Raw genomic sequence first — 23,369 nt, forward strand, 5'->3', positions numbered from 1 at the left:
GTGTGGATAGGACTCGACCACAGTGTGGACGGAAGATAGCGTGGTCATAGCAGGGCATTCTGTAACCTGCCCGAAACAAAGCGGACACGGACGGGAAATGCCGCATCCATAGTCTGTTAGCAGTTTCAAGCAATCCCCCGGCAGGTACGCAGCAGGGAAAACCCCGCGTTCTCCCTGCTTTTGGATTGCGCTGGATCATGTGGCTTGCATGCCAGATATTTACATATGCGTTAGGAGCATAGATGTTCAAGACTGCGGACGAAGTCCTCAAGTTCATCAAGGACGAAGATGTAAAGTTCGTCGATATCCGCTTCACCGATCTTCCGGGCGTCCAGCAGCACTTCAACGTCCCCGCTAAGAGTGTTGACGCTGATTTCTTCGTCAACGGCCAGCTCTTCGACGGTTCCTCCATCCGTGGCTTCCAGGGCATCGCCGAATCTGACATGCAGCTGATCCCGGACGTCACCACCGCGTTCCTGGACACCTTCCGCATGGAGAAGACCCTCGCGCTGAACTTCTCGATCGTCAACCCGCGCACCGGAGACCCGTACCACCGCGATCCCCGCGGCGTGGCCGAGAAGGCTGAGGCCTACCTGGCTTCCACCGGCATCGCCGACACCGCGTTCTTCGCCCCCGAAGCCGAGTTCTTCGTGTTCGACAACGTCCAGTACCAGTCCTCCCCGCAGGGCAGCTTCTACAAGATCGATTCCGAGGAAGCCCACTGGAACACCGGCCGCGAGGAAGAAGGCGGAAACCTCGGCTACAAGACCCCCGTCAAGGGCGGTTACTTCCCGGTCTCCCCCACCGACAAGCAGGCTGACCTTCGCGACGCCATGTGTGTTGCACTGGACGAAGCCGGCCTCGAGGTCGAGCGCAGCCACCACGAAGTTGGCTCCGCCGGCCAGGCTGAGATCAACTACAAGTTCACCACCCTGACCCACGCTGCTGATGACCTGCAGAAGTTCAAGTACGTCATCAAGAACACCGCAGACGCCTGGGGCAAGTCCGTAACCTTCATGCCCAAGCCGGTCTTCGGCGACAACGGATCCGGCATGCACTGCCACCAGTCGCTCTGGAACGGTGGCGAGCCGCTGTTCTACGACGAGAAGGGCTACGCCGGCCTGTCCGACACCGCCCGCTGGTACATCGGTGGCCTGCTCAAGCACGCCTCCGCCGTCCTGGCCTTCACCAACCCCACGGTGAACTCCTACCGCCGCCTGGTCAAGGGCTTCGAGGCTCCGGTCAACATGGTGTACTCCCAGGGCAACCGCTCTGCCGGTATCCGTATCCCCATCACCGGTTCCAACCCGAAGGCCAAGCGCATCGAGTTCCGCGCTCCGGACCCCTCCTCCAACCCGTACCTGGCGTTCGCTGCGCAGCTGATGGCCGGCATTGACGGCATCCGCAACCGCATCGAGCCGCCGGCTCCGATCGACAAGGACCTCTACGAGCTCCCTGCCGAGGAAGCCAAGGACATCCCCAAGGCTCCGGGCACCCTGGAGGAAGCACTGGAGGCCCTGCGCGAGGACAACGAGTTCCTGCAGGCCGGTGGCGTCTTCACCCAGGACCTGATTGACACCTGGATCGAGTACAAGTACGAAAACGAGATCCGCCCGCTGTCCCTGCGCCCGAACCCCTACGAGTTCGAGCTCTACTACGGCGTCTAGTTCCAGCCCTGCCCAGCAGGAATCCTGAACAGTAAAAGGCGGCCACCGGTGATGAACCGGTGGCCGCCTTTTGCGTTGCCCGTTCCTTCAGTGGCACGGGCGGCAGCTGTTGGGTGGGGGCCCGGCTCCAGACGTGCTGAGACCGGGAGCCGGGCCCCCTGACGAATGCCCCCCGGAACGAAGACTGTCCAGCCTTCCCCCCAACAAGGTTGGAGAACACCGCCAATCCACATGATCGGGCAAACGCTTGCTAAGCGCAATGCCGGTACGGAGAGTTACGCCGGTACCGTTGCCGAAAAGCTGCGGAACATGGTTCGTTGGGGCCCTGCCGGCCCGCCGGTATACGGTCCCGAGTCGACGAAGCCGGCGCGGCGGTAGGCGGACAGGCCCGCAGGGTTTTCCTGGTTGACGGACAGTACGACGCCGGACTCGCCAGTTTGGTGCCGCGCGGTGAGCTTGCGTCCGGCCTCCACAGCGGCGGCGGCAGCGAGCGTGCCCATGCCCCTGCCCTGGTGGGGCCGGTCGATGAGGAACCCGCGCAGCAGCCATGCTGAGTGGTCGTCAGGCCAGCCTGCAAGCGTTGCCGCCCCGGACTGCAGGGTCAACAGGCCGACGGCGCTGCCTCCGGCCTCGACCACGTACGGCCGTCGTGATTCTTCCGCCAGTCCCGCAAGGGCCATCCGCAGCGGGTCGCCGACGAAGCGGTCCTGGCCCGGCACCAGCGACATTTCCGCGATGGCGCCCAACTGGATGGCGCGGGCGTCCGAATCAAGGTCCCGCAGCGGGACCAGCCAGACCCACGGCGCTGGTTCAGTGCCCATAGAAGAGGCGTTCAAAGACTGCCCTGGCCCGGCGGCTCACCCTCAGGTAGTCCTCCTCCAGCGCGGCGGCGCGGCCCGGTTCATAGCCGCACCAGCGGGCCACAGCCTCGAGATCGCGGCGCGAGGAGGGCAGGACGTCCGAGGCCTTGCCGCTCCAGATGACATTGGCTGACCGGATACGGCTGGCAAGCCGCCAGGCCTCGGCGAGGAGCCGGGCATCGGCGCCGTCCAACAGGCCCAGTTCCGCCGCGGCTGCCAGGGCCTCCAGGGTGGAGGTGGTCCGGAGCTCCGGATGCTTACCGGCGTGCTGGAGCTGCAGCAGCTGCACCAGCCACTCGACGTCGCTGAGGCCGCCGCGGCCCAGTTTGAGGTGGCGTGCGGGGTCGGCGCCGCGCGGCAGCCGTTCGGACTCCACCCGCGCCTTGACGCGCCTGATTTCGCGCACGTCCTGCTCCGAGACGGACTCCGGGTACCGGATGGGATCGATGAGCCTGATGAAGTCAGCGGCCAGGGCGTCGTCGCCGGCCATGGGGCGTGCCCGCAGCAGGGCCTGCGCTTCCCAGATCAGGGACCAGCGGCGGTAGTACTCGGCGAACGAGTCCAGGGAGCGCACCATGGCCCCGTTCTTGCCCTCGGGCCTGAGGTCGGCGTCCATCTGCAGGACACGTTCCGCCATGATGGCAGGCTTCAGCGGCTGCGTGAGCAGGCTGGATACCTTGGCAACGATGCGGGCGGCCTGTTCCTGCGCCTCCGCTTCGGAGAAGCCCGGCAGTGCGCGGTGGACGTACATGACGTCGGCGTCGGACCCGTAGCCGATCTCGCGGCCGCCCTGGCGGCCCATGGCCACCACCAGCACCGTGGTCTTGAGCGGGCCGCCGGCGGAGACAATGCCTTCTGCCACCCGCAGGGCACCCAGGACGGCGGCGCGGTCCGTGTCGGCCAGCGCCCCGCCTACCCGTTCCTGGTCCAGGAGGCCGGCGGAATCAGCGATGGCGATGCGCAGGATTTCGCGCCGCCGGATCAGGCGGATCAGGCGCATGGCGCTTTCCGGGTCCGCGTGCCGTGCCATCTTCGCGGTGATTTCCTGCCACTGTGCCTCGAAGCCCAGCGGCACCAGGTCCTTGTCCTGTCCCAGCCAGGCGACGGATTCCGGCGAAACTTCCAGGAGGTCTGCGATCAGCCGCGAATTGGAGAGCATGTGGCACAGGCGCTCGGCCGCGGCGTTGGAGTCCCGGAGCATGCCCAGGTACCAGTGCGTGGTGCCCAGGGCCTCGCTGACGCGGCGGAAGGCAAGAAGGCCGGCATCCGGGTCCACGCCTTCCGCGAGCCAGTCCAGCAGGATGGGCAGGAGCTGGCGCTGCAGGGCGGCCCGGCGGCTTACCCCGGCCGTCAACGCCTCAATGTGGCGCATTGCCCCCTGGGGGTCCCGGTAGCCGAGGGCAGCCAGCCGTCCCTGCGCTGCCTCGGGCGTGAGCCTGGCGTCCTCGCTGCTGAGCTTGGCCGCGGTGTTCAGCAGCGGCCGGTAGAAGATGCGCTCGTGCAGTTCACGGACGGAACGCTTGGTGCGCTGCCATGCGGACAGCAGGGAGTCCGGGCTGGGCCGCTCGTTGGAGAAGGGGCCCAGCACGGCTTTGGCCAGTGAGCGCAGCGCAGGCTCCGCCACGGGCATCAGGTGGGTGCGGCGCAGCTGGAACAGCTGGATCCGGTGTTCCAGCAGCCGGAGGTAGCGGTAGGCGTTGTCGAAGGCGGCAGCGTCGGAACGGCCGATGTACCCTCCGGCTGACAGCGCGGCGATCGCGGAGGTGGTGTCCCGCCGTCGTAATGTCTCATCCGCCTTGCCGTGCACCAGCTGGAGCAGCTGGACAGTGAATTCGACGTCACGCAGGCCGCCCCGCCCCAGCTTGATCTGGCGCTGCTCCTCGGCGGCCGGGATGTGCTCGGTGACCCGGCGGCGCATCGCCTGGACGGACTCGACAAAGCCCTCGCGGCCGGCCGAGCTCCAGATCAGCGGCGCCACGGCGTCCTCGTAGGCGCGGCCCAGGGCGGCATCACCGGCGATGGCACGGGCTTTGAGGAGCGCCTGGAATTCCCAGCTTTCCGCCCACCTGGCGTAGTAAGTCTCGTGGGAGGCGAGGGTGCGGACCAGCGGCCCCGATTTGCCTTCGGGCCGCAGGTTCGCGTCCACCTCCCAAAGTCCCGGCTCCCTGGCCACTGATGAAATGGCCCGCGAGATCCCGCTCGCCAGTGCCGTGCCGATGGTGTTGGCGTGGGCGTCCTCCAGGCTGCCGGCGTCCACCACGTAGATGACGTCGACGTCGGAGATGTAGTTCAGCTCCCGGGCGCCGCATTTGCCCATGCCGATCACCGCAAGGCCGACGTCGGCCACATCGGCAGCGCTGTGCTGGTCCGCGGCCTCGGCCCGGGAGACGGCGAGGGCAGCCTCGATGGCGGCAGCAGCAAGGTCCGCCAGTTCACCGCCCACCGATGGCAGGAAGTCCAGCGGATCCGCGGCGCACAGGTCCTTGACGGCGAGATCGACAAGTCCCCGCCGGTAGGCGGTGCGCAGGGCGGCATAGGCGTCCACGCCGGTAACGGCGGCCACGGGACGGGCCGCCCGGGGGTCGGCCCCCACGGATTGCAGGAGCGTGGCGCGCAACAGCCCCGGGTTGGCCGGCAGTGGCTCGGGACTGGCGCGGACCTCGAAGGCCTCCAGGTGCTCGGGGTGCCGGATGAGGAACTCCCCCAAAGCCTCCGAGGCCCCCAGGACCCGGTACATCGGTTCGCTGGCCTCCGGCTCGGCGTCCGCCAGCTCCCGCAGCTGCGGGTGCTTTTCGATCAGCCGGACCAGGGACTGCAGCGCGGTATCCGGACTGGCCGCAAGGTGCAGCCCGGCAAAGAGCCTGTCCTGGTCCAGGCCCTCGAGTTCGCGCGCGGAAAGGAACCGTTCGCCCTTCTCCAGGTCGCTGAATCCGGCCGCGATCAGGCGGCGTGCCAGGCTCACGCCTGGCACCTAGAGGATGCCGAGGTTGCGCTGCAGCTCGTAGGGCGTCACCTGCAGCCGGTAGTCCTGCCATTCGGCGCGCTTGTTGCGCAGGAAGTGCTCGTAGACCTGCTCGCCCAGGATCTGCGGCATCAGCTCCGAGTCCTCCATGGAGCGGATGGCGTCGTGCAGGCTTGCCGGCAGCGGATCGTGGCCCATGGCGCGGCGCTCGGCCGAGCTGAGCGACCAGACGTCGTCCTCAGCGGCTGCCGGCAGCTCGTAGCCTTCCTCAATGCCCTTCAGCCCTGCACCGAGCAGGACGGCATAGGCAAGGTAGGGGTTGGCCGCGGAATCGATGCCGCGGTACTCGATGCGGGCGGACTGGCCCTTGCCCGGCTTGTACAGCGGCACGCGGACCAGGGCGGAACGGTTGTTATGCCCCCAGCTCAGGTAGCTGGGAGCCTCGCCGCCGCCCCACAGGCGCTTGTAGGAGTTGACGAACTGGTTGGTGACTGCCGTGAACTCGGGGGCGTGCTTGAGGATGCCGGCAATGAACTGGCGGGCCGTCTTGGACAGCTGGAACTCGGCACCTGCCTCGAAGAACGCATTGCTGTCCCCCTCGAACAGCGAGAAGTGCGTATGCATTCCGGAACCGGGGTGGTCGGTGAACGGCTTGGGCATGAAGGTGGCGTAGGTTCCCTGCTGCAGGGCCACCTCCTTGATGACCGTGCGGAACGTCATGATGTTGTCCGCGGTCTGCAGTGCGTCGGCGTAGCGAAGGTCGATCTCGTTCTGGCCGGGACCGCCTTCGTGATGGCTGAACTCCACCGAGATTCCCACCGATTCCAGCATGGTGACGGCGGTGCGGCGGAAGTCCTGGGCCACGCCGCCGGGAACGTGGTCGAAGTAGCCGCCCTCATCCACTGGCACGGGTGCGCCGTCCGGACCCGGCTCCTGGGACTTGAGCAGGTAGAACTCGATCTCGGGATGCGTGTAGCAGGTGAAGCCCATGTCCGCGGCCTTGGCAAGGGTCCGCTTGAGGACGTTGCGTGGATCAGCGGTGGAGGGCTCGCCGTCGGGAGTCAGGATGTCGCAGAACATGCGTGAGGTCTGCTCCGTCTCGCCGCGCCACGGCAGGATCTGGAAGGTTGCCGGGTCCGGCTGCAGCAGCATGTCCGATTCGAAGACGCGGGCCAGGCCCTCAATGGAGGAACCGTCGAAGCCGAGGCCTTCCTCGAACGCTCCCTCGACTTCCGCCGGCGCCAGCGCCACGGACTTCAGCGAACCCACGACGTCGGTGAACCACAGCCGCACGAAACGTACGTCGCGCTCTTCGATCGTGCGCAGGACAAATTCTTGCTGGCGGTCCATGATGGCCTCTTCTCCGGTCAACGTTCATGCTCCGGGGCCCGCGCAAAGGGGAAAGCCGGCAGCAGTTCATCATCACTGTACTAATCATTCGGCGCCGATGCTTGAGCCTGCGCCGTGCGTAACACAGCATTAACCTGTTCGGCCGCCCAGGCCGCCCCCCGCCCGGGTCTCCAGCGCCCTTTGGCACCCGTCCAAAGCGCCGCTATGACGCTAATCACCTTTGACCGGCGCCGCCCGCGGTAGCTAGGACGCCGGGTACCGCACTACGCTCATCCCATGGCCTCCAGCAACAGCTCCGACTCCAGCGCGTCCGCAGAAGTACCCGCACCTTACGGAAGCGGCCCGGGCACACCGGCCGCGGCTGCGGCCCCGGCCCCGGCGGAACGGAAGCCGGCAAAGGTCCGCATCCACCACCTGCAGCAGGCCAAGAACGACGGCACCAAGTTCGCCATGCTTACCGCGTACGAGCAATACACGGCCGAGATCTTTGACGCAGCCGGCATCGAGGTGCTCCTGGTTGGCGATTCGGCGTCGAACAACGTGTTCGGCAACGAGACCAGCCTTCCGGTGACCGTGGACGAGCTGCTCCCCCTGTGCCGGGCCGTCGCCAGGACCGCCAAACGCGCCCTGGTGGTGGCGGACCTTCCGTTCGGCAGCTACGAGGTCAGCGCCGAACAGGCCGTGGCCGCCGGTGTCCGTTTCCTGAAGGAAGGGCTGGCCCACGCCGTGAAGATCGAGGGCGGGAAGTACTACGCTCCAACGGTCCGGGCCATGGTGCAGGCAGGCATTCCGGTCATGGCCCATATCGGCTTCACCCCCCAAAGCGAACACGCCCTGGGCGGGTACCGTGTCCAGGGCCGCGGCGACGATGCCCGGCGCCTGATTGACGACGCCGTCGCGCTGGCGGACGCCGGGGCATTCTGCGTGCTGATGGAGATGGTCCCTGCCGAAACAGCGGCGGCGGTCGACGCGGCAGTGAGCGTTCCCACGGTTGGTATCGGTGCCGGCAAGGCGACGACCGGCCAGGTGCTCGTGTGGCAGGACATGGCCGGCCTGCGGGGCGGCCGGATGGCCAAGTTCGTCAAGCAGTACGCGGACCTGCGCAGCACATTGCTCGACGCCGCCACCGCCTATGGCGAGGACGTCCGGTCAGGCCAGTTCCCCGGCCCGGAGCACTCGTTCTAAACCCGCCCGGGTAAGCCGGCTGCAGCGCGGCCGGACGCACCCAACGGGTCAGTCGTCGTCGCCCTTTTCCCAGGCCTCGTTGCGCGCTTTGACCTTTTCCAGGGCGTGTTCGGCTTCCGCCCGGGTCTGGTAGGGCCCAATGAGCTGGCTCCAGTCCGACATCCGGTCCTCTTCCACCTCGTGGGTCTTGATGTTGAACCAGTACTCAGTCATCGTTGCTCCTCGTTCCGGCGACAGGGAAAGCCGGGGGTGATCCACGTAACACAAACACTTACGCGTGCCCTCCGCCGCTTGTCGGTTGTTAGGCGTTCTGTGGTGCCTTATATGATCAATCTATGCCTTCCCTTGCCTCGACTGCACCCATTGGCACCCTGACCCCGGGTACCGTGAGTCCGCAGCGTCCCGTCCCGGCGTCCATCCCCCGTCCGGAGTATGTCGGCAAGCCCGCCCCGGCCAAGTTCACCGGTTCCGAGGTCAAATCCGCGGAGACCATCGAGAAGATCCGGATTGCCAGCAGGATCGCGGCCCAGGCCATCGTTGAAGTGGGCAGGCACATCCAGCCGGGCGTCACCACGGACGAGCTGGACAAGGTGGGCCACGAGTTCCTGCTGGACCACAACGCCTACCCGTCCACGCTCGGTTACCGCGGATTCCCCAAATCGCTCTGCTCGTCCTTGAACGAGGTCATTTGCCATGGCATTCCGGACAGCACGGTGGTCCAGGACGGCGACATCCTGAACATCGACATCACTGCCTACATCAACGGCGTCCACGGCGACACCAACTTCACCTTCCTGGTGGGGAACGTTGACGAGGAATCACGGCTGCTGGTGGAGCGCACCAGGGAGTCGCTGAACCGCGCCATCAAGGCCGTGGCGCCCGGACGCGAGATCAACGTCATTGGCCGTGCCATCCAGTCCTACGCCAAGCGGTTCGGCTACGGCGTGGTGCGCGACTTCACCGGCCACGGGGTTGGCGAGGCATTCCACACCGGGCTGATCATTCCGCACTATGATGCCGCGCCTGCGTACAACACGGTGATCGAGGCCGGCATGGTGTTCACCATCGAACCGATGCTCACCCTGGGCACCGTGGAGTGGGACATGTGGAGCGACGACTGGACCGTGGTCACCCGGGACCGTCGGCGCACCGCACAGTTCGAGCACACCCTGCTGGTCACCGAGACCGGCGCCGTAATCCTCACCCTCCCGTAACCCGGCCATGCCCGCACGGGCATGCTGCCGGCGCAGACCGGACACCTGTTACCGGCCGCGCAAGCGGCCCCTTTTCCTGCCCGCCCCTGTCACACGAACGGAATCCCATTGGCCAAGAAGGACGAAAAACCGCACAAGAACGCACCGCTGATCGGCATCGACATCGGTGGCACGGGCATCAAGGGCGGCATTGTCGACCTGAAGAAGGGCAAGCTCCTGGGTGAGCGCTTCCGTGTGCCCACGCCCCAGCCCGCCACCCCGGAGGCTGTGGCCGAGGCCGTGGCCCTGGTGGTGGCCGAGCTTTCTGCGCGCCCCGAGGCTCCTGAAGCCGGCTCTCCCGTGGGCGTGACGTTCCCGGGGATCATCCAGCACGGCGTGGTCCATTCGGCCGCCAACGTGGACAAGAGCTGGCTGGACACCGACATCGATGCCCTCCTTACCGCGCGGCTGGGCCGTCCCGTGGAGGTCATCAACGACGCCGACGCCGCCGGCCTGGCCGAAGCACGCTACGGTGCCGGCGCCGGCGTGTCCGGCACGGTCCTGGTCATCACCCTCGGTACAGGCATCGGTTCGGCCTTCATCTTCGACGGCAAACTGGTCCCCAACGCCGAGCTGGGCCACCTTGAAATTGACGGCTTCGACGCCGAATCCAAGGCATCCGCTGTGGCCCGGGAACGGGACGGGCTGTCATGGGACGAGTACAGCGTGCTGCTTCAGCGCTACTTCTCCCACGTGGAGTTCCTGTTCTCGCCGGAACTGTTCATCGTGGGCGGCGGAATCTCGAAGCGCGCGGACGAGTACCTTCCCAACCTCAAGCTCCGCACCCCGATTGTCCCGGCTGTCCTGCGCAACGAGGCAGGCATTGTGGGCGCCGCCCTGGAAATCGCCCTGAAGCACAGGCTGGCCAAGTAGGAGTGGTGCCGGTGGCGGCTGCGGCTTCCCCTCCGCTGCCGCCACCGGAGTCTAGAGGGGGCTCTTCTCGGAGCTCTTGGCGTTGCCGGCCGGGCCTTTTGCGTCCTCTTCGGCCTCGTGGCGGAGCAGGGCGATAGCAGTTTCGAAATCCTCAAGGGACTCGAACGCCTGGTACACGCTGGCAAAGCGCAGGTACGCCACCTTGTCGAGTTTCTGCAGTGGTCCAAGGATCACCAGGCCCACCTCGTGGGCATCGATTTCGGCTGCACCGGACGCCCGGATTTGTTCTTCGACTTCCTGGGCCAGCATGGCGAGGTCATCCTCGCTCACGGGGCGGCCCTGGCAGGCCTTGCGGACTCCGTTGATGACCTTGCTGCGGCTGAAGGGTTCGCCCACGCCGGACCGCTTGATCACGGAGAGGCTGGTTGTTTCCACGGTGGTGAACCGGCGGCCGCATTCGGGGCACTGCCGGCGCCGGCGGATGGCTGAACCGTCATCCGCCATCCGGCTGTCCACCACGCGGGAATCGGGGTTGCGGCAGAACGGGCAGTACATGTCGTTCCCCCTTTTTCGCTTGTGGTGTGCAAGATTCCTAGGAAGCCATCAGCACCGCCGGGGGGCAATGCTGTGGCGCCTCCCAGTTTACGGGCACATGTGGGGTAATAACAATCCTGTAATTACTACATGTAGTGGTGTCACCCCTGGTCGGGGAACCGCACCGTGACGGCGTCGCCGTGGGCCGGAAGGTCCTCGGCCCGGGACAGGCTCACGATGTGCCCGCTGACCTCTGCCAGGGCTTCCCGGCTGTAGTTGACCACCTGGATGGCGCGCAGGAAGGTGGTGACGTTCAGGCCCGAGGAAAAGGCGGCGGTGCCACTGGTAGGCAGCACGTGGTTGGAGCCTGCGCAGTAGTCGCCCAGGCTCACCGGGCTGTAGTCGCCGACGAAGATTGCCCCCGCATTGCGGATCCGTGCAGCCACGGCTGCGGCATCGCGGGTCATGATTTCCAGGTGCTCGGCCGCGTAGGCGTCGCAGGCAGCGATCCCCTGCTCCAGTCCGTCCACCAGCACGACGCCGGACTGCGGGCCGGACAGCGCCTCCCGGACCCTCGCCGAGTGTTTGGTTGCAGCGGCCTGAAGCTCCAGTTCAGCGCGCACGGCCGCGGCCAGCTCTTCCGAATCGGTGATCAGGACCGATGCGGCCTTGGGATCGTGCTCGGCCTGGCTGAGCAGGTCTGCGGCAACCAGCGCCGGCTGGGCGGAGTCGTCGGCCAGGATGGCGATTTCCGTGGTTCCCGCCTCGGAGTCGATTCCAACAACGCCCTTGACCAGCCGTTTGGCCGTGGCGACGAAGATGTTCCCGGGCCCTGTCACCACATCGACGGGCTCCAGCGCGGGACCGGCCGGTGAGGCTTCGACGCCGTACGCGAAGGCGGCGATGGCCTGCGCACCGCCGATGGCATAGACCTCGGTGACGCCCAGCAGCGCCGCTGCGGCCAGGATGGTGGGGTGCGGCAGGCCGCCGAACTCCTTCTGCGGCGGTGAGGCCAGGGCAACGGATTCCACGCCTGCCGCGAGTGCGGGCACGACGTTCATGATCACCGATGAGGGGTACACGGCAAGGCCGCCGGGAACGTACAGCCCCACCCGCGCCACGGGGACCCAGTTCTGGCTGACGACGGCGCCGTCGCCAAGTTCGACGTCCACGTTGCGGGGGCGCTGGGCGTCAGCGAATTTCCGTGCCCGGCTGATCGATTCCTCCAGCGCGGCCCGCACCTCCGGTTCCAACTGGGCCAGCGCTGCGTCAATCGCCTCCCTGGGGACCAGCGGGTGGTCCTGGGCCACGCCGTCGAACCTTTCCGCCAAGTCCGCCAGCGCCGCAAAGCCGCGCTGCCGGACGGCGGAGATGATCTCCAGGACCTTTTCTTCGGCATCCGCCACGGTCTGGCCCTTGGCCCGGGGAACGGCGGCGCGCAGGGCTGCGAGCGTCAGGTTGCGGCCGCGAAGGTCGACGGTGCGGAAATCGACGGCGGCTGCCGCGGGGGCGGGAAACTCCGGGAAAGTGGTCACCGGACTATTTTACGGGGCCGTTCGCGCCTGCCTGTTCCGTCCCCTTCTCCCGGGGCTTCCTGCCCGCCCCGCCGAACAGTTCCAGCACGAAGACCGACATTGCCGTGGCGGCAGGCCACAGCAGCAGCACCGGCCACGCCCGGAGGGAAAAGGCGATGCTGGCGTTCGCCGACGCATCAACAGCAGGTCCCAAGAGCCGGCCTGCAAAAACCCCGGTCCCCCAGGCGAGTACACTGCCTGCCAGCGCTCCGGCAAGGCCGGTCAGCAGGGCCGCCTGCGGGTCCGCACGCCTGCCATCCGCCAGGAACACGGCCAGGAGGCAACCGGCCAGCACCAGGATCCCTGCCAGGGTGAGGTCGCGCGGAAGCCACACCAGGGGAACCGTGCCCGACGCCAGGGCGGGATCCCGTGTAACCAGGTTCAATCCGCCCGGCGCCAGGAGCCACCACAGGATGCCTGCCGGAATTCCGACCGCCGCCGGAACCAGCAGCAGGGACCAGGGCAGCCGCCGTGCGGAGTTTGTCATGCATCACACCTTAACAAAGGTTCCTGCCAGGTGATCCGGCCACGCAGTGCGTGCGGCTGTTCTCCGCCCCGGCCGCGGGCCAATAGGCTTGGAGGAAGAGTTACACCACTTAGTGCAGGAGTTCCGGTGACCGACAGCAGCGAGCCGTTCGAGCAGACGTTCAGGGAGATGTTCCGCCGCCACGCCGCGGGCGTTGCCATCATCACCGTGAACTACCAGGACGAGCCCTACGGCTTCACCGCCACCTCGGTGGCGTCGCTGTCCGCCAAGCCGCCCCGGTTCACGTTCAACATGGCACGCAGTTCAAGGTCCTGGCCGGCCGTGGCCAACACCCAGTACCTGGGTGTGCACATGCTGGGGCTGGAGAACCAGGAACTGGCCGCCCGCTTTGCCCGCCCGGGCAACCGCTTCGAAGGCAACCACTGGGAGATCGGTCCGCACGGTGTGCCCATTCTGAAGGACGTCGCAGGGTGGCTGATCGGCGAGGTGCAGATGCGGCTCTCCTTCGAGAACAACGCGGTGGTGGTGGTCCAGGTGGTGGACGGCCAGGTGGGCGGCGAGGGATCACCCCTGCTGTACCACGGCGGCGCCTACGGGCAGCCCATGCCGCTGGATTACGAAATCTAGGCGCGGCACGCAGCCCCACCCCCGCCCCCAGCCACGAACCCGGGCAGGGCACGACGGCGGCAGGTGCCGGCCGCCGTCGGCTGTTCCTTTGTCAGGCGTCCAGGCAGGCGGGGCCCAGCAGGACCTTCAGGTCGCCGAACAGCGACGGGCTGGGGTTGACGCGGAGGTGGACCGGCAGGCCCATGATTTCCGTGCGGGTGTCTCCCTGCAGGTGCAGCCGCACCTCCGAATTGCCCCGGTGGGTGCGCAGCACATCGCCCAGCTCGGTGACCACGGCCTCGGTGGCCTTGTGGGTGGGCATGGTGATCACCAGGGGCCCGTTCAGCCCTTCGCTGAGGTCCGGGACGGACAACTCCATGCAGTTCAGGGTGATGGCGCCGTCGTCGCGCTTCTGCAGCCGGCCCTTGACCACCACGATCAAGTCCTCGGCGAGGACGGAGGCGATGGGCCCGTAAACCTGCCCGAAGAACATGACCTCGATCGAGCCGCCCAGGTCTTCGACCTCCGCCCGGGCGTAAGCGTTGCCGCTGGCTTTGGCGATGCGCCGGCTCAGCGACGTGATCATGCCCGCGATGGTGATGATGGCGCCGTCCTGCGGACCGTCCTCGCCCAGGATAGTGGTGATGCTCATCTCGGCGTGCTGGGCCAGAAGTCCCTCGAGGCCCTGCAGCGGATGGTCCGACACGTAGAGTCCCAGCATGTCCCGCTCGAAGGAGAGCTTGTCCTTCTTCTCCCACTCGGGCAGGTCCGGAATCTCGATGCTCAGGGAGGACGACTCCGAACCGGCTTCCTCGAATCCGGCGAAAAGGTCGAACTGGCCAATGGCCTCGTTGCGCTTGAGGGTGATGACGGAGTCGATCGCCTCTTCATGGATCATTGCCAGGGCACGGCGGTGGTGGCCCAGTGAGTCGAACGCCCCCGACTTGATGAGGGATTCGATGGTCCGCTTGTTGCAGACCACGGCCGGCACCTTCATCAGGTAGTCCTTGAACGAGGTGAAGGCGCCCTCGCTTTCGCGGGCGGCCACCATGGCCTCGACGGCGTTGACGCCCACATTGCGGATGGCACCCATGCCAAAGCGGATGTCGTTCCCCACCGGAGTGAAGTTCAGGGCGGACTCGTTGACGTCCGGCGGAAGGACCGTGATGCCCATGCGCCGGCACTCGTTGAGGTAGATTGCCGATTTGTCCTTGTCATCGCCCACCGAGGTCAGCAGGGCCGCCATGTATTCCGGCGCATAGTGCGCCTTGAGGTACGCGGTCCAGTAGGAGATCACGCCGTACGCGGCGGAGTGCGCCTTGTTGAAGGCGTAGTCGGAGAAGGGCAGCAGGATGTCCCAGAGGGTCTTGACGGCCTCCATGGAGTAGCCGTTGTCCTGCATGCCCTGGGAGAAGCCCGCAAACTGCTTGTCCAGCTCGGACTTCTTCTTCTTGCCCATGGCGCGGCGGAGGATGTCTGCCTGGCCCAGGGAGTAGCCTGCCAGCTTCTGGGCCACGGCCATGACCTGCTCCTGGTACACAATCAGGCCATAGGTGCCGCCGAGGATTTCCTTGAGGGGTTCCTCGAGTTCCGGATGGATGGGGATCACTTCCTGGATCCCGTTCTTGCGCAGCGCGTAGTCGGTGTGCGCGTTGGCGCCCATGGGGCCCGGACGGTAGAGCGCCAGGACGGCGGAAATGTCTTCGAAGTTGTCAGGCTTCATGAGCTTGAGCAGCGACCGCATGGGACCGCCATCGAGCTGGAAGACACCCAGGGTGTCGCCGCGGGCCAGGAGTTCATAGGACTCGGCATCGTCCAGCTCGAGGTTTTCCAGGTCCAGCTCGATGCCCCGGTTCATCTTGATGTTCTCAAGGGCATCGGAAATGATCGTCAGGTTCCGCAGGCCCAGGAAGTCCATCTTGATCAGGCCAAGGCCCTCGGACGTGGGATAGTCGAACTGGGTGATCACCTGGCCGTCCTGGAAACGGCGCATGATGGGGATGACGTCGATGATCGGGTCGGAGGACATGATCACGCCGGCCGCGTGCACGCCCCACTGCCGCTTCAGGCCTTCAATGCCCAGGGCCGTCTCGAAAACTTTGGCGGCTTCGGGGTCGGTGGCAATGAGCTGCCGGAAGTCCCCCGCCTCGCTGTAACGCTTGGCTTCCGGGTTCTGGATGTCCGCCAGCGGGATGTCCTTTGCCATCACGGCCGGCGGCAGTGCCTTGGTCAGCTGCTCGCCCATGCTGAAGGGGTAGCCAAGGACACGGGAGGAGTCCTTGAGGGCCTGCTTGGTCTTGATGGTGCCGTACGTGACGATCATGGCCACGCGCTCGTCGCCGTACTTCCGGGTCACATAGTCGATGACCTCGGAACGGCGCCGGTCATCGAAGTCGACGTCGAAGTCGGGCATGGAGACGCGGTCCGGGTTGAGGAACCGTTCGAAGATCAGTCCGTGGCGCAGGGGGTCAAGGTCGGTGATGCGCATGGCGTAGGCCACCATCGAGCCTGCACCCGAACCACGCCCGGGGCCCACCCGGATGCCGTTGTTCTTGGCCCAGTTGATGAAGTCGGCAACCACCAGGAAGTAGCCCGGGAAGCCCATGGAGGTGATGACGCCGAGCTCGTAGTCGGCCTGCTTGCGCACCTCGTCCGGTATGCCGCCCGGGTAACGGTACTTCAGGCCCTTGTCCACTTCCTTGACCAGCCAGGAGGTTTCGTCCTCGCCGGGCGGGCAGGGGAACCGCGGCATGTAGTTGGCATCCGTGTTGAAGGACACCTCGCAGCGCTCGGCGATGAGCAGGGTGTTGTCGCATGCCTCCGGGTGGTCGCGGAAGAGCTCCCGCATCTCCTTGGGGGATTTGAGGTAGTAGCCGCTCCCCGAGAACGCGAACCGCGAACCGCCGTTGTCATAGGTAGGTTCCAGCAGCGTGGAGCCGGACTGGATGGCCAGCAGCGCCTCGTGTGCCTTGGCGTCGTGCTCGTGGGTGTAGTGGAGGTCATTGGTGGCCACCAGCGGCAGGTTCAGGTCCTTGGCCAGCCGCAGCAGGTCACCGGTGACGCGCCGTTCAATGTCCAGCCCGTGGTCCATCAGTTCGCAGAAGTAGTTGTCCGCGCCGAAGATGTCCCGGAATTCGGCCGCTGCTTCCAAGGCTTCGCGGTACTGGCCGAGCCGGAGCCGGGTCTGGACCTCACCGGAGGGGCATCCGGTGGTGGCGATCAGCCCTTCCGAGTAGGTGTTCAGCAGTTCGCGGTCCAGCCGGGGCCACTTGCCGAACACCGAGTCAAGCGAGGCGATGGACGAGGCCCGGAACAGGTTCCGCATGCCCACGTTGTTGTAGCTCAGCAGCGTCATGTGGGTGTAGGACCCACCGCCGGAGACGTCGTCCTTGCGCTGGGATTCGTCGCCCCACCGGACGCGTTCCTTGTCCGTCCGGGCGGTGCCGGGGGTTACGTACGCCTCGACGCCGATGATCGGCTTGATGCCCTTGTCCGTGGCCTTTCGCCAGAAATCGAAGGCACCGAACAGGTAGCCGTGGTCCGTCGTGGCGAGGGCAGGCATGCCCAGGCGCTCGGTTTCGTCGAACAGCTCCCCCAGCCGGGCAGCTCCATCCAGCATGGAATATTCGGTGTGGGTGTGCAGGTGGACAAACGAATCTTTGCTGGAACTCACCGCACCATTCTAAGCGCTGCCGCTTTGCTGCTCCGCCAGGAGGCCCGTGTCAGGCCTGTCCCGATTCGAGTACTTCCAGTGCGTAAGCCAGGTCCTGGGGGTAGTCGCTGGTGACCGTGACACGCTCCCCCGTCACGGGGTGGTCGAATGACAGTGCGCGGGCGTGCAGCCACTGGCGGGTAAGCCCAAGGGTGGCGGCAAGGCGGGGGTCGGCGCCGTACGTGAGGTCGCCGGCGCAGGGGTGGCGGAGTGCGGAGAAGTGGACCCGGATCTGGTGGGTCCGCCCGGTTTCAAGGTGGACCTCCACCAGGCTGGCCTTGCCGAATGCCTCCAGGACCTCGTAATGGGTCACCGAGGGGCGGCCATCCTCGATTACTGCAAAACGCCAGTCATGCCCGGGGTGGCGTCCGATGGGGGCGTCGATGGTCCCGGTCAGGGGATCGGGAAGGCCCTGCACCACCGCGTGGTAGACCTTGTCCACCGTGCGCTCCTTGAAGGCGCGTTTCAGGGCTGTGTAGGCCCGCTCGGACTTGGCCACGACCATCACGCCGGAGGTCCCGACGTCGAGGCGGTGGACGATTCCTGCCCGCTCCGGGGCACCCGACGTGGAGATGCGGTACCCGGCGGCGGCCAGGCCGCCTACCACTGTGGGCCCCACCCAGCCGGGCGAGGGATGGGCGGCCACGCCCACGGGTTTGTCGACGACGACGAAATCGTCGTCGTCGAGCAGGATGTTCAGGCCTTCCACAATCTCCTCCACGACTTCCAGCGGGTCACGCCGCTCCGGGACGGTGACGTCCAGGACGTCCCCGGCCACGAGTTTTGCCGACTTTCCCAGTGCCTTGCCCCGGTTCAGGACGTGGCCCTCCGCCAGCAGGAACGCGGCCACGGAACGGGATACCCCCAAAAGCCCGGCCAGCCCGGCGTCAGCCCGCGTCCCGCCGTATTCGTCAGCCACCACAACGCGCTCAGTCATGGGCGGTCTTTTCCTTATGCGCGTTCCCCAGCCGGGTTCCGTCCAGCGCGATTCCGCGGATGGTCAGGAGGCAGATGATGGCGACGGCGGAGACGACGGCCGAGTCGGCGATGTTGAAGATGGCGAAATTGGGCAGCTGGATGAAGTCCACCACGTGGCCCATGCCGAAGGACGGTTCGCGGAAGAGCCGGTCGGTGAGGTTGCCCAGGGCCCCGCCGAGCAGCAAACCCAAGGCAAGGGACCACCAGGCAGAACCCAGCCTGCGCACCTGGAAAAGGATGGCGACGGCCACGGCGGCCATGATGATGGAAAACACCCACGTGACATTCTCACCAATGGAAAACGCGGCACCCGAATTCCGGATGAAGTACCAGTGCAGGAGGGGCGGCAGGACGGGAATCCGCTCCCCTTCCACCATGGTGGAAGTGACCCAGAGTTTGGTCAGCTGGTCCAGGACGTAGGCGAAAACCGCGAACCCGGCGAACAGGGACAGCAGCACTGCCCGGCGCGGGCGTGGTGAGGGTGGGACAGGGCGTGCCGCATCCGCAGCGAGTTCGTCAGTCATGGTGCTTTCAATTCGTGGTGCTGGGTCTCAATGCTGAAAGCCGGTGGCCGAGGAATCCTCAGCCACCGGCTTTCAGAATACGTGCTGCCAGACTTAGTTGGCTTCGCTGACTTCCGGGGTCGCTACTGAGCCGCGGGCATCCAGGTCGCGGAGCTGGCCCTCGATGTAGGCCTTCAGGCGTGAACGGTAGTCGCGTTCGAAGCCACGGAGCTGCTCCACCTTGCGTTCCAGGACGGAGCGCTGCTGCTCCAGCGCGCCGAGGATCTTGCGGGACTTCTCCTGGGCGTCGTTGACGAGGCTGCTGGCTTCGATCTGCGCTTCGGCGATGATCTTGTCCTTCTGGGCCTGGCCGTCGGCGACGTGGCGGTCGTGCATCTGCTGCGCCATGGCCAGCAGGCCGGCAGCGGATTCAGCGGAAGGAGTGGCCACGCCTGCAGAGGCGGCCGGTGCGGCGGCAGCCGGGGCAGCCGGCTGGATGTCCTTCTTCTTGGCTTCGGCAGCCTTCGCCTCGGCCTCAGCCTTTTCACGGGCCTCGTCCTTGTCGGCCTTGACCGGCGCGGGGACCTTCTCCACCACGGGGGCGGCAGCTGAGCTGGCCGGAACACTCGAACCTGCTTCGGCGAGCTTCTTGCGGAGCTCGTCGTTTTCCTGGTTCAGGCGGCGGAGTTCAACGACGATTTCGTCCAGGAAGTCGTCAACCTCGTCCTGGTCATAGCCCTCGCGGAACTTGGTGGGCTGAAAGCGCTTGTTGACAACGTCTTCTGGCGTCAAAGCCATCTGGTCACCTCACTGGTCTGGTTAGTCAGTAGGCCTTCCGGCCGTCAAAACTACGGTACCTAAATTTGGTCTGCTTACTCTAATTCAACACTGCGGTGTCAAACGCGAGGTTTCTTCGCTTTACACTAGCTGTTCCCGGGGGGAACACCTTGCATTGCCCGGCCCTGGTGGGTAAATCAGGCCAGTCCCCTGGTGACGCTCATCGCAATGCTGACGCCGATGAACAGGATCAGGAAGCCCAGGTCCAGGGAGACGCCGCCGAGCCGGAGCGGCGGGATCATGCGCCGCAGGCCCTTCAGCGGCGGGTCGGTAATGGAATACACGGCGTGCGCCACCACCAGAGCCGCGCCCCGGGGCCGCCAGTCCCTGGCAAACATCTGCACCCAGTCGAACACCAGGCGGATGATGAGGGCGACAAAGAACAGCAGCAGGGCGAGATAGAGAAGTCCGAAAACAATTCCCATGACTTATTTCATATCTCCATGTTCGTGCGGCCCATCCATCGTGGCGGCCGGGATCGTACTGCCGGTGTCTTGTCTATTTCAGCACAGATGCCAGACAGGTGTCCCTGCCTGGCATCTGTGTGCAGCCTCTGCGCTCAGCTTTGGTTGAAAAAACTGGCCTGCGTATCGCTGGCCTTCTTGTCGTCACCGATCACTTCAACGTAGGACGGTGAGAGCAGGAACACCTTGTTGGTCACCCGCTCAATGCTTCCCCTCAGGCCAAAGACAAGTCCGGCCGAGAAGTCCACCAGGCGCTTGGCATCGGCCTCACCCATGTCCGTGACGTTCATGATCACCGGAATCCCGTCCCGGAAACTCTCACCGATGAGCTTGGCATCGTTGTAGGAGCGCGGGTGGATGGTAGTGATCTGGCGAAGTCCAGTGTTCTCTTCGCGGCTGGAAGCCGCACGCTTAATGGGGGTCACAGGGGCGCGGTATTCCTCTTCAGGGGCGTAGGACGCCTCGCGGCTGACTTCGCGGACCGGCGCCGGAGCGCGGCGTTCCTCGCGGTCAACTTCCATCGGTTCGTCCTCATCCTTACGTGTGGTCGTTTGCTCGGGCTCGTAATGCTCATCGCCGTCGGCGAGCCCAAGATAGATCATTGTCTTGCGCAGAGCGCCGGCCATGGTCGACTCCTAATCGTGTCCCGTAAGCGGGCCGCCCAATGATTTGACAGCACTGGAGTCCCCCGCCCATCACTTCCAATAGCTCCGACGCTACCCCACGGCGGGACGGGAACCGAGAACATCCGAACCGATTCGCAGGTGTGTCGCCCCGAACTTAATGGCCGCCTCCAGGTCCTGGCTCATGCCTGCCGATATGGCAGTGGCGGAGGGGTAGTCCGCAGCCAGCCGGGCGGAAATTCCCGCGAGCTGTTCGAACGCCGGCTCAGGTGGCGCGCCCAGCGGGGCAACTGCCATCACGCCGGCCAGGTTCAGGCCTTCCGACCCGGCGATCCGTTCTGCCAGGTGTGGCACGTCGGTGGGGTCCGCACCGCCGCGGTGCGTGCCGCCGTCGTGCTCAAGGCTGACCTGGATGAAGCAGTCCAGGGGTGCCCGCCCGGTGGCGTCCATTTCGTGGCGAACCGCCTTGGCCAGCGCCTCCACAAGCTGGGGCCGGTCTACGGAATGGACGGCGGAGGCGTAGCGGGCCACGGACTTGGCCTTCTTGGTCTGCAGTTGGCCAACGAAATGCCACGCCAGGTCCAGGTCTGCCAGCTCGAGGGCTTTGGCGGCAGCCTCCTGGTCCCGGTTCTCGCCCACATCCGTAACTCCAAGGGCGGCCAGGCGCCGGATATCGTCCGCGGGGTGGAACTTCGTGACCACGATCAGGGAGGGCAGCCTGTCCCCGCGGCCGGCGCCCGCAGCCGCGGCTGCGATGCGCTTCCAGACGGCGGCAAGCCGTTCCGCAAGTTCGGCACTGCGCGAGTCATCCGCACTGCCGTGCCCGGTACCTGCAACCTCAGTCATGGCACCAGACCAACCCGGCAAAACGGCCGGTATTGCGGTCGCGGCGGTACGAATAGAGCGTTTCCGTCTCAAGGGTGCAGCCCCCTGCGTATTCCACGCCCACGCCCGCACCCTCGAGCTGGCTGCGCGCACCGGCAGGAAGGTCCAGGGCAGGTGTCCCCCAGGACGTGGTGCTCCGGGCGGCGGGGACCACGGCAGCCACCTCATCCCGCAGTGCTGCAGGAACCTCGTAGCAGGACCCGCAGATTGAGGGCCCCAGCCAGGCCCGGATCCGTGACGCACCAAGGGACTGCATGCTGTCTACGGCGGCAGGAAGGACACCGTTTGCGATGCCCGGGCGGCCGGCGTGCACCGCGGCAATCACAGGCCCGGCCGCGGACTCCCCGGCGAGCAGCACGGGAATGCAGTCCGCAACCATGACGGCCAGCGGAAGTCCGCGGGACACCATGGCGTCGGCTTCAGGGCCGGGAGACTCCGCTTCCATCAGCGCCACACTGGTCCCGTGGACCTGGTTCATGAAGCGGAGCGCCCGGGGCGCGACTCCGATGGACCGCTCCAGGCGTGCCCTGCGCTCCAGGACGGCAGCGGGATCGTCTCCTACATGCAGGGCAAGGTTTCCCGCATGCACGTCGGTGAATGCGGCCGACACCCCGGGGAGGATGTCGGCGCGCCAGTGGAACAAACCGGTGCCTACTTCAGGAAGTCGGGGACATCCAGGTCATCCGGGTGGGTGCCGGTCAGGTCCGGCTCCACGACGGAGGGCAGGTCGACGTCGAAGCCCGAGTCAGCGGGGACGGCAGAGGGGCGCTGCTGCCCCCAATTGCTGAGTCCCGCGGCACCAACACCGGCATGGATCGGCTGGACGTTCTGCTGGTGGTTTCCGTTGCCCTGGTGGTTTCCGTTTTGGGGGTGGGCAGAGGCGGGCGCCGCGGCAGGGGCAGCGGGCCGCTGCGGGGCGGTCTGCGGCTGGGACTGGTCCATGGAGGGCGAGGTGGCCTTGACGTCGTCGAATCCGGCAGCGATGACCGTGACGCGTGCTTCATCGCCCAGGGCATCGTCGATGACGGCACCGAAGATGATATTGGCCTCGGGGTGGGCCACTTCCTGGACCAGCCGCGCAGCCTCGTTGATTTCGAACAGGCCAAGGTCCGAGCCGCCCTGGATGGACAGCAGGACGCCGTGGGCGCCGTCGATGGACGCTTCCAGCAGCGGCGAGGCGATGGCCAGTTCGGCCGCCTTGACGGCGCGGTCTTCGCCACGGGCGGAACCGATGCCCATGAGGGCCGAGCCGGCACCCTGCATGACGGACTTGACGTCGGCGAAGTCCAGGTTGATCAGGCCGGGCGTGGTGATGAGGTCGGTGATGCCCTGGACACCGGACAGCAGGACCTGGTCCGCGGAGCGGAAGGCGTCGAGCACGGACACGTTGCGGTCGCTGATGGACAGCAAACGGTCGTTGGGGATCACGATCAGGGTATCCACCTCGTCGCGCAGGGCGTCGATGCCGGCCTCGGCGGAACCGGCACGGCGGCGGCCCTCGAAGGTGAACGGGCGGGTGACCACGCCGATGGTCAGGGCGCCGAGCGAGCGGGCAATGCGGGCGACGACGGGCGCGCCGCCGGTACCGGTGCCGCCGCCTTCACCGGCGGTGACGAAGACCATGTCGGCGCCGCGCAGGACTTCCTCGATCTCGTCCGCGTGGTCCTCGGCGGCCTGCTTGCCCACCTCGGGATTGGCGCCGGCGCCCAGGCCCCGGGTCAGTTCCCGTCCGACGTCGAGCTTCACGTCGGCGTCGCTCATGAGCAGGGCCTGGGCGTCGGTGTTGATGGCGATGAATTCAACACCCCTGAGGCCGACCTCGATCATGCGGTTGACTGCGTTCACGCCACCGCCGCCGATGCCGACGACTTTGATGACGGCCAAGTAATTCTGCGGAGCTGCCACGTTACGTGTCCCTTGTTCGTGTCTTATTGCGAAAACTGATGGAGAGCTTGAAGCCTGCAACCTTAACCTTCGAGTTGAAGGTTATAGTTATGTCAAGTAACTCTTGTCTGT

21 protein-coding genes are annotated in these 23,369 nt (G+C 66.1%); 5 read left to right on the forward strand and 16 right to left on the reverse strand.

Annotated elements, in window-relative coordinates; translation table 11 throughout:
* Positions 1–242: 242 nt before the first annotated feature.
* Positions 243–1,667 carry a type I glutamate--ammonia ligase gene (gene glnA / locus ACV095_RS12660; protein WP_018763577.1) on the forward strand — a complete coding sequence of 475 codons (1,425 nt, stop codon included), beginning with the start codon at positions 243–245 and terminating at the stop codon, positions 1,665–1,667.
* Positions 1,668–1,942: 275 nt separating this feature from the next.
* Here glnA (ACV095_RS12660) and ACV095_RS12665 read toward each other — a convergent pair whose 3' ends face one another.
* The 3 genes from ACV095_RS12665 to glnA (ACV095_RS12675) are packed head-to-tail and all read right to left on the reverse strand — an operon-like array spanning position 1,943 to position 6,839.
* Positions 1,943–2,488, reverse strand: a complete 546-nt coding sequence (locus tag ACV095_RS12665) for a GNAT family N-acetyltransferase (protein ID WP_268002929.1) — start codon at positions 2,486–2,488, stop codon at positions 1,943–1,945.
* Positions 2,478–5,489 carry a bifunctional [glutamine synthetase] adenylyltransferase/[glutamine synthetase]-adenylyl-L-tyrosine phosphorylase gene (locus ACV095_RS12670; RefSeq protein ID WP_134164393.1) on the reverse strand — a complete coding sequence of 1,004 codons (3,012 nt, stop codon included), beginning with the start codon at positions 5,487–5,489 and terminating at the stop codon, positions 2,478–2,480. Before ACV095_RS12670 ends, ACV095_RS12665 begins: the two co-directional genes overlap by 11 nt.
* A 9-nt stretch (positions 5,490–5,498) precedes the next feature.
* Entirely contained in the window at positions 5,499–6,839 is a 1,341-nt protein-coding gene (gene glnA / locus ACV095_RS12675) for a type I glutamate--ammonia ligase (RefSeq protein ID WP_026266112.1), read from the reverse strand.
* Positions 6,840–7,115: 276 nt separating this feature from the next.
* Between glnA (ACV095_RS12675) and panB the strand changes: the two genes are divergently transcribed.
* Positions 7,116–8,024, forward strand: a complete 909-nt coding sequence (gene panB / locus ACV095_RS12680) for a 3-methyl-2-oxobutanoate hydroxymethyltransferase (RefSeq protein WP_018771539.1) — start codon at positions 7,116–7,118, stop codon at positions 8,022–8,024.
* A gap of 48 nt (positions 8,025–8,072) precedes the next feature.
* Here panB and ACV095_RS12685 read toward each other — a convergent pair whose 3' ends face one another.
* Positions 8,073–8,237, reverse strand: a complete 165-nt coding sequence (locus ACV095_RS12685) for a hypothetical protein (RefSeq protein ID WP_018771538.1) — start codon at positions 8,235–8,237, stop codon at positions 8,073–8,075.
* Between the two features lie 122 nt (positions 8,238–8,359).
* On the opposite strand from ACV095_RS12685, the gene map reads away from it, so the two are divergent.
* Positions 8,360–9,238 carry a type I methionyl aminopeptidase gene (gene map, locus ACV095_RS12690; RefSeq protein WP_478222019.1) on the forward strand — a complete coding sequence of 293 codons (879 nt, stop codon included), beginning with the start codon at positions 8,360–8,362 and terminating at the stop codon, positions 9,236–9,238.
* Between the two features lie 108 nt (positions 9,239–9,346).
* Positions 9,347–10,150 carry a polyphosphate--glucose phosphotransferase gene (gene ppgK / locus ACV095_RS12695; protein WP_134164395.1) on the forward strand — a complete coding sequence of 268 codons (804 nt, stop codon included), beginning with the start codon at positions 9,347–9,349 and terminating at the stop codon, positions 10,148–10,150.
* A 51-nt stretch (positions 10,151–10,201) separates the two neighbouring features.
* On the opposite strand, the gene nrdR is transcribed toward ppgK, so the two are convergent.
* From nrdR to ACV095_RS12710, 3 genes are all read right to left on the reverse strand, one after another.
* Positions 10,202–10,705 carry a transcriptional regulator NrdR gene (gene nrdR / locus ACV095_RS12700; protein ID WP_018771535.1) on the reverse strand — a complete coding sequence of 168 codons (504 nt, stop codon included), beginning with the start codon at positions 10,703–10,705 and terminating at the stop codon, positions 10,202–10,204.
* 140 nt (positions 10,706–10,845) lie between these two features.
* The gene (gene hisD / locus ACV095_RS12705; RefSeq protein WP_134164396.1) at positions 10,846–12,219 is read right to left on the reverse strand and encodes a histidinol dehydrogenase; all 1,374 of its coding nucleotides are present in this window, start codon (positions 12,217–12,219) and stop codon (positions 10,846–10,848) included.
* Between the two features lie 4 nt (positions 12,220–12,223).
* Entirely contained in the window at positions 12,224–12,745 is a 522-nt protein-coding gene (locus ACV095_RS12710; RefSeq protein ID WP_134164397.1) for a hypothetical protein, read from the reverse strand.
* A 126-nt stretch (positions 12,746–12,871) separates the two neighbouring features.
* Between ACV095_RS12710 and ACV095_RS12715 the strand changes: the two genes are divergently transcribed.
* Positions 12,872–13,372: a flavin reductase family protein gene (locus tag ACV095_RS12715; protein WP_018771532.1), complete on the forward strand. Its 501-nt coding sequence runs from the start codon at positions 12,872–12,874 to the stop codon at positions 13,370–13,372.
* A 91-nt stretch (positions 13,373–13,463) separates the two neighbouring features.
* Here ACV095_RS12715 and dnaE read toward each other — a convergent pair whose 3' ends face one another.
* The 9 genes from dnaE to ftsZ form a co-directional block, all read right to left on the reverse strand.
* Positions 13,464–17,024, reverse strand: a complete 3,561-nt coding sequence (gene dnaE, locus ACV095_RS12720) for a DNA polymerase III subunit alpha (RefSeq protein ID WP_134164398.1) — start codon at positions 17,022–17,024, stop codon at positions 13,464–13,466.
* Positions 17,025–17,073: 49 nt separating this feature from the next.
* Positions 17,074–18,000, reverse strand: a complete 927-nt coding sequence (locus ACV095_RS12725; RefSeq protein ID WP_134164399.1) for an RluA family pseudouridine synthase — start codon at positions 17,998–18,000, stop codon at positions 17,074–17,076.
* Positions 17,993–18,565, reverse strand: a complete 573-nt coding sequence (lspA, locus tag ACV095_RS12730) for a signal peptidase II (protein WP_056389775.1) — start codon at positions 18,563–18,565, stop codon at positions 17,993–17,995. Before lspA ends, ACV095_RS12725 begins: the two co-directional genes overlap by 8 nt.
* 93 nt (positions 18,566–18,658) lie before the next feature.
* Positions 18,659–19,342 carry a DivIVA domain-containing protein gene (locus tag ACV095_RS12735; protein ID WP_018771528.1) on the reverse strand — a complete coding sequence of 228 codons (684 nt, stop codon included), beginning with the start codon at positions 19,340–19,342 and terminating at the stop codon, positions 18,659–18,661.
* A gap of 176 nt (positions 19,343–19,518) precedes the next feature.
* Positions 19,519–19,806: a YggT family protein gene (locus ACV095_RS12740; RefSeq protein ID WP_018771527.1), complete on the reverse strand. Its 288-nt coding sequence runs from the start codon at positions 19,804–19,806 to the stop codon at positions 19,519–19,521.
* A gap of 134 nt (positions 19,807–19,940) precedes the next feature.
* A complete protein-coding gene (locus ACV095_RS12745) occupies positions 19,941–20,471 on the reverse strand; it encodes a cell division protein SepF (protein ID WP_018771526.1) in 531 nt (176 codons plus the stop codon).
* Between the two features lie 90 nt (positions 20,472–20,561).
* On the reverse strand, positions 20,562–21,314 hold the full coding sequence (locus ACV095_RS12750) for a YggS family pyridoxal phosphate-dependent enzyme (RefSeq protein WP_478222020.1): 753 nt from the start codon (positions 21,312–21,314) through the stop codon (positions 20,562–20,564).
* Positions 21,307–21,996 carry a peptidoglycan editing factor PgeF gene (pgeF, locus tag ACV095_RS12755; RefSeq protein WP_018771524.1) on the reverse strand — a complete coding sequence of 230 codons (690 nt, stop codon included), beginning with the start codon at positions 21,994–21,996 and terminating at the stop codon, positions 21,307–21,309. The genes ACV095_RS12750 and pgeF overlap by 8 nt, the downstream gene beginning before the upstream one ends.
* 8 nt (positions 21,997–22,004) lie before the next feature.
* Positions 22,005–23,258 carry a cell division protein FtsZ gene (gene ftsZ / locus ACV095_RS12760; RefSeq protein WP_056389768.1) on the reverse strand — a complete coding sequence of 418 codons (1,254 nt, stop codon included), beginning with the start codon at positions 23,256–23,258 and terminating at the stop codon, positions 22,005–22,007.
* Positions 23,259–23,369: the final 111 nt, after the last annotated feature.

Source organism: Arthrobacter sp. JDC6 (assembly GCF_056484025.1).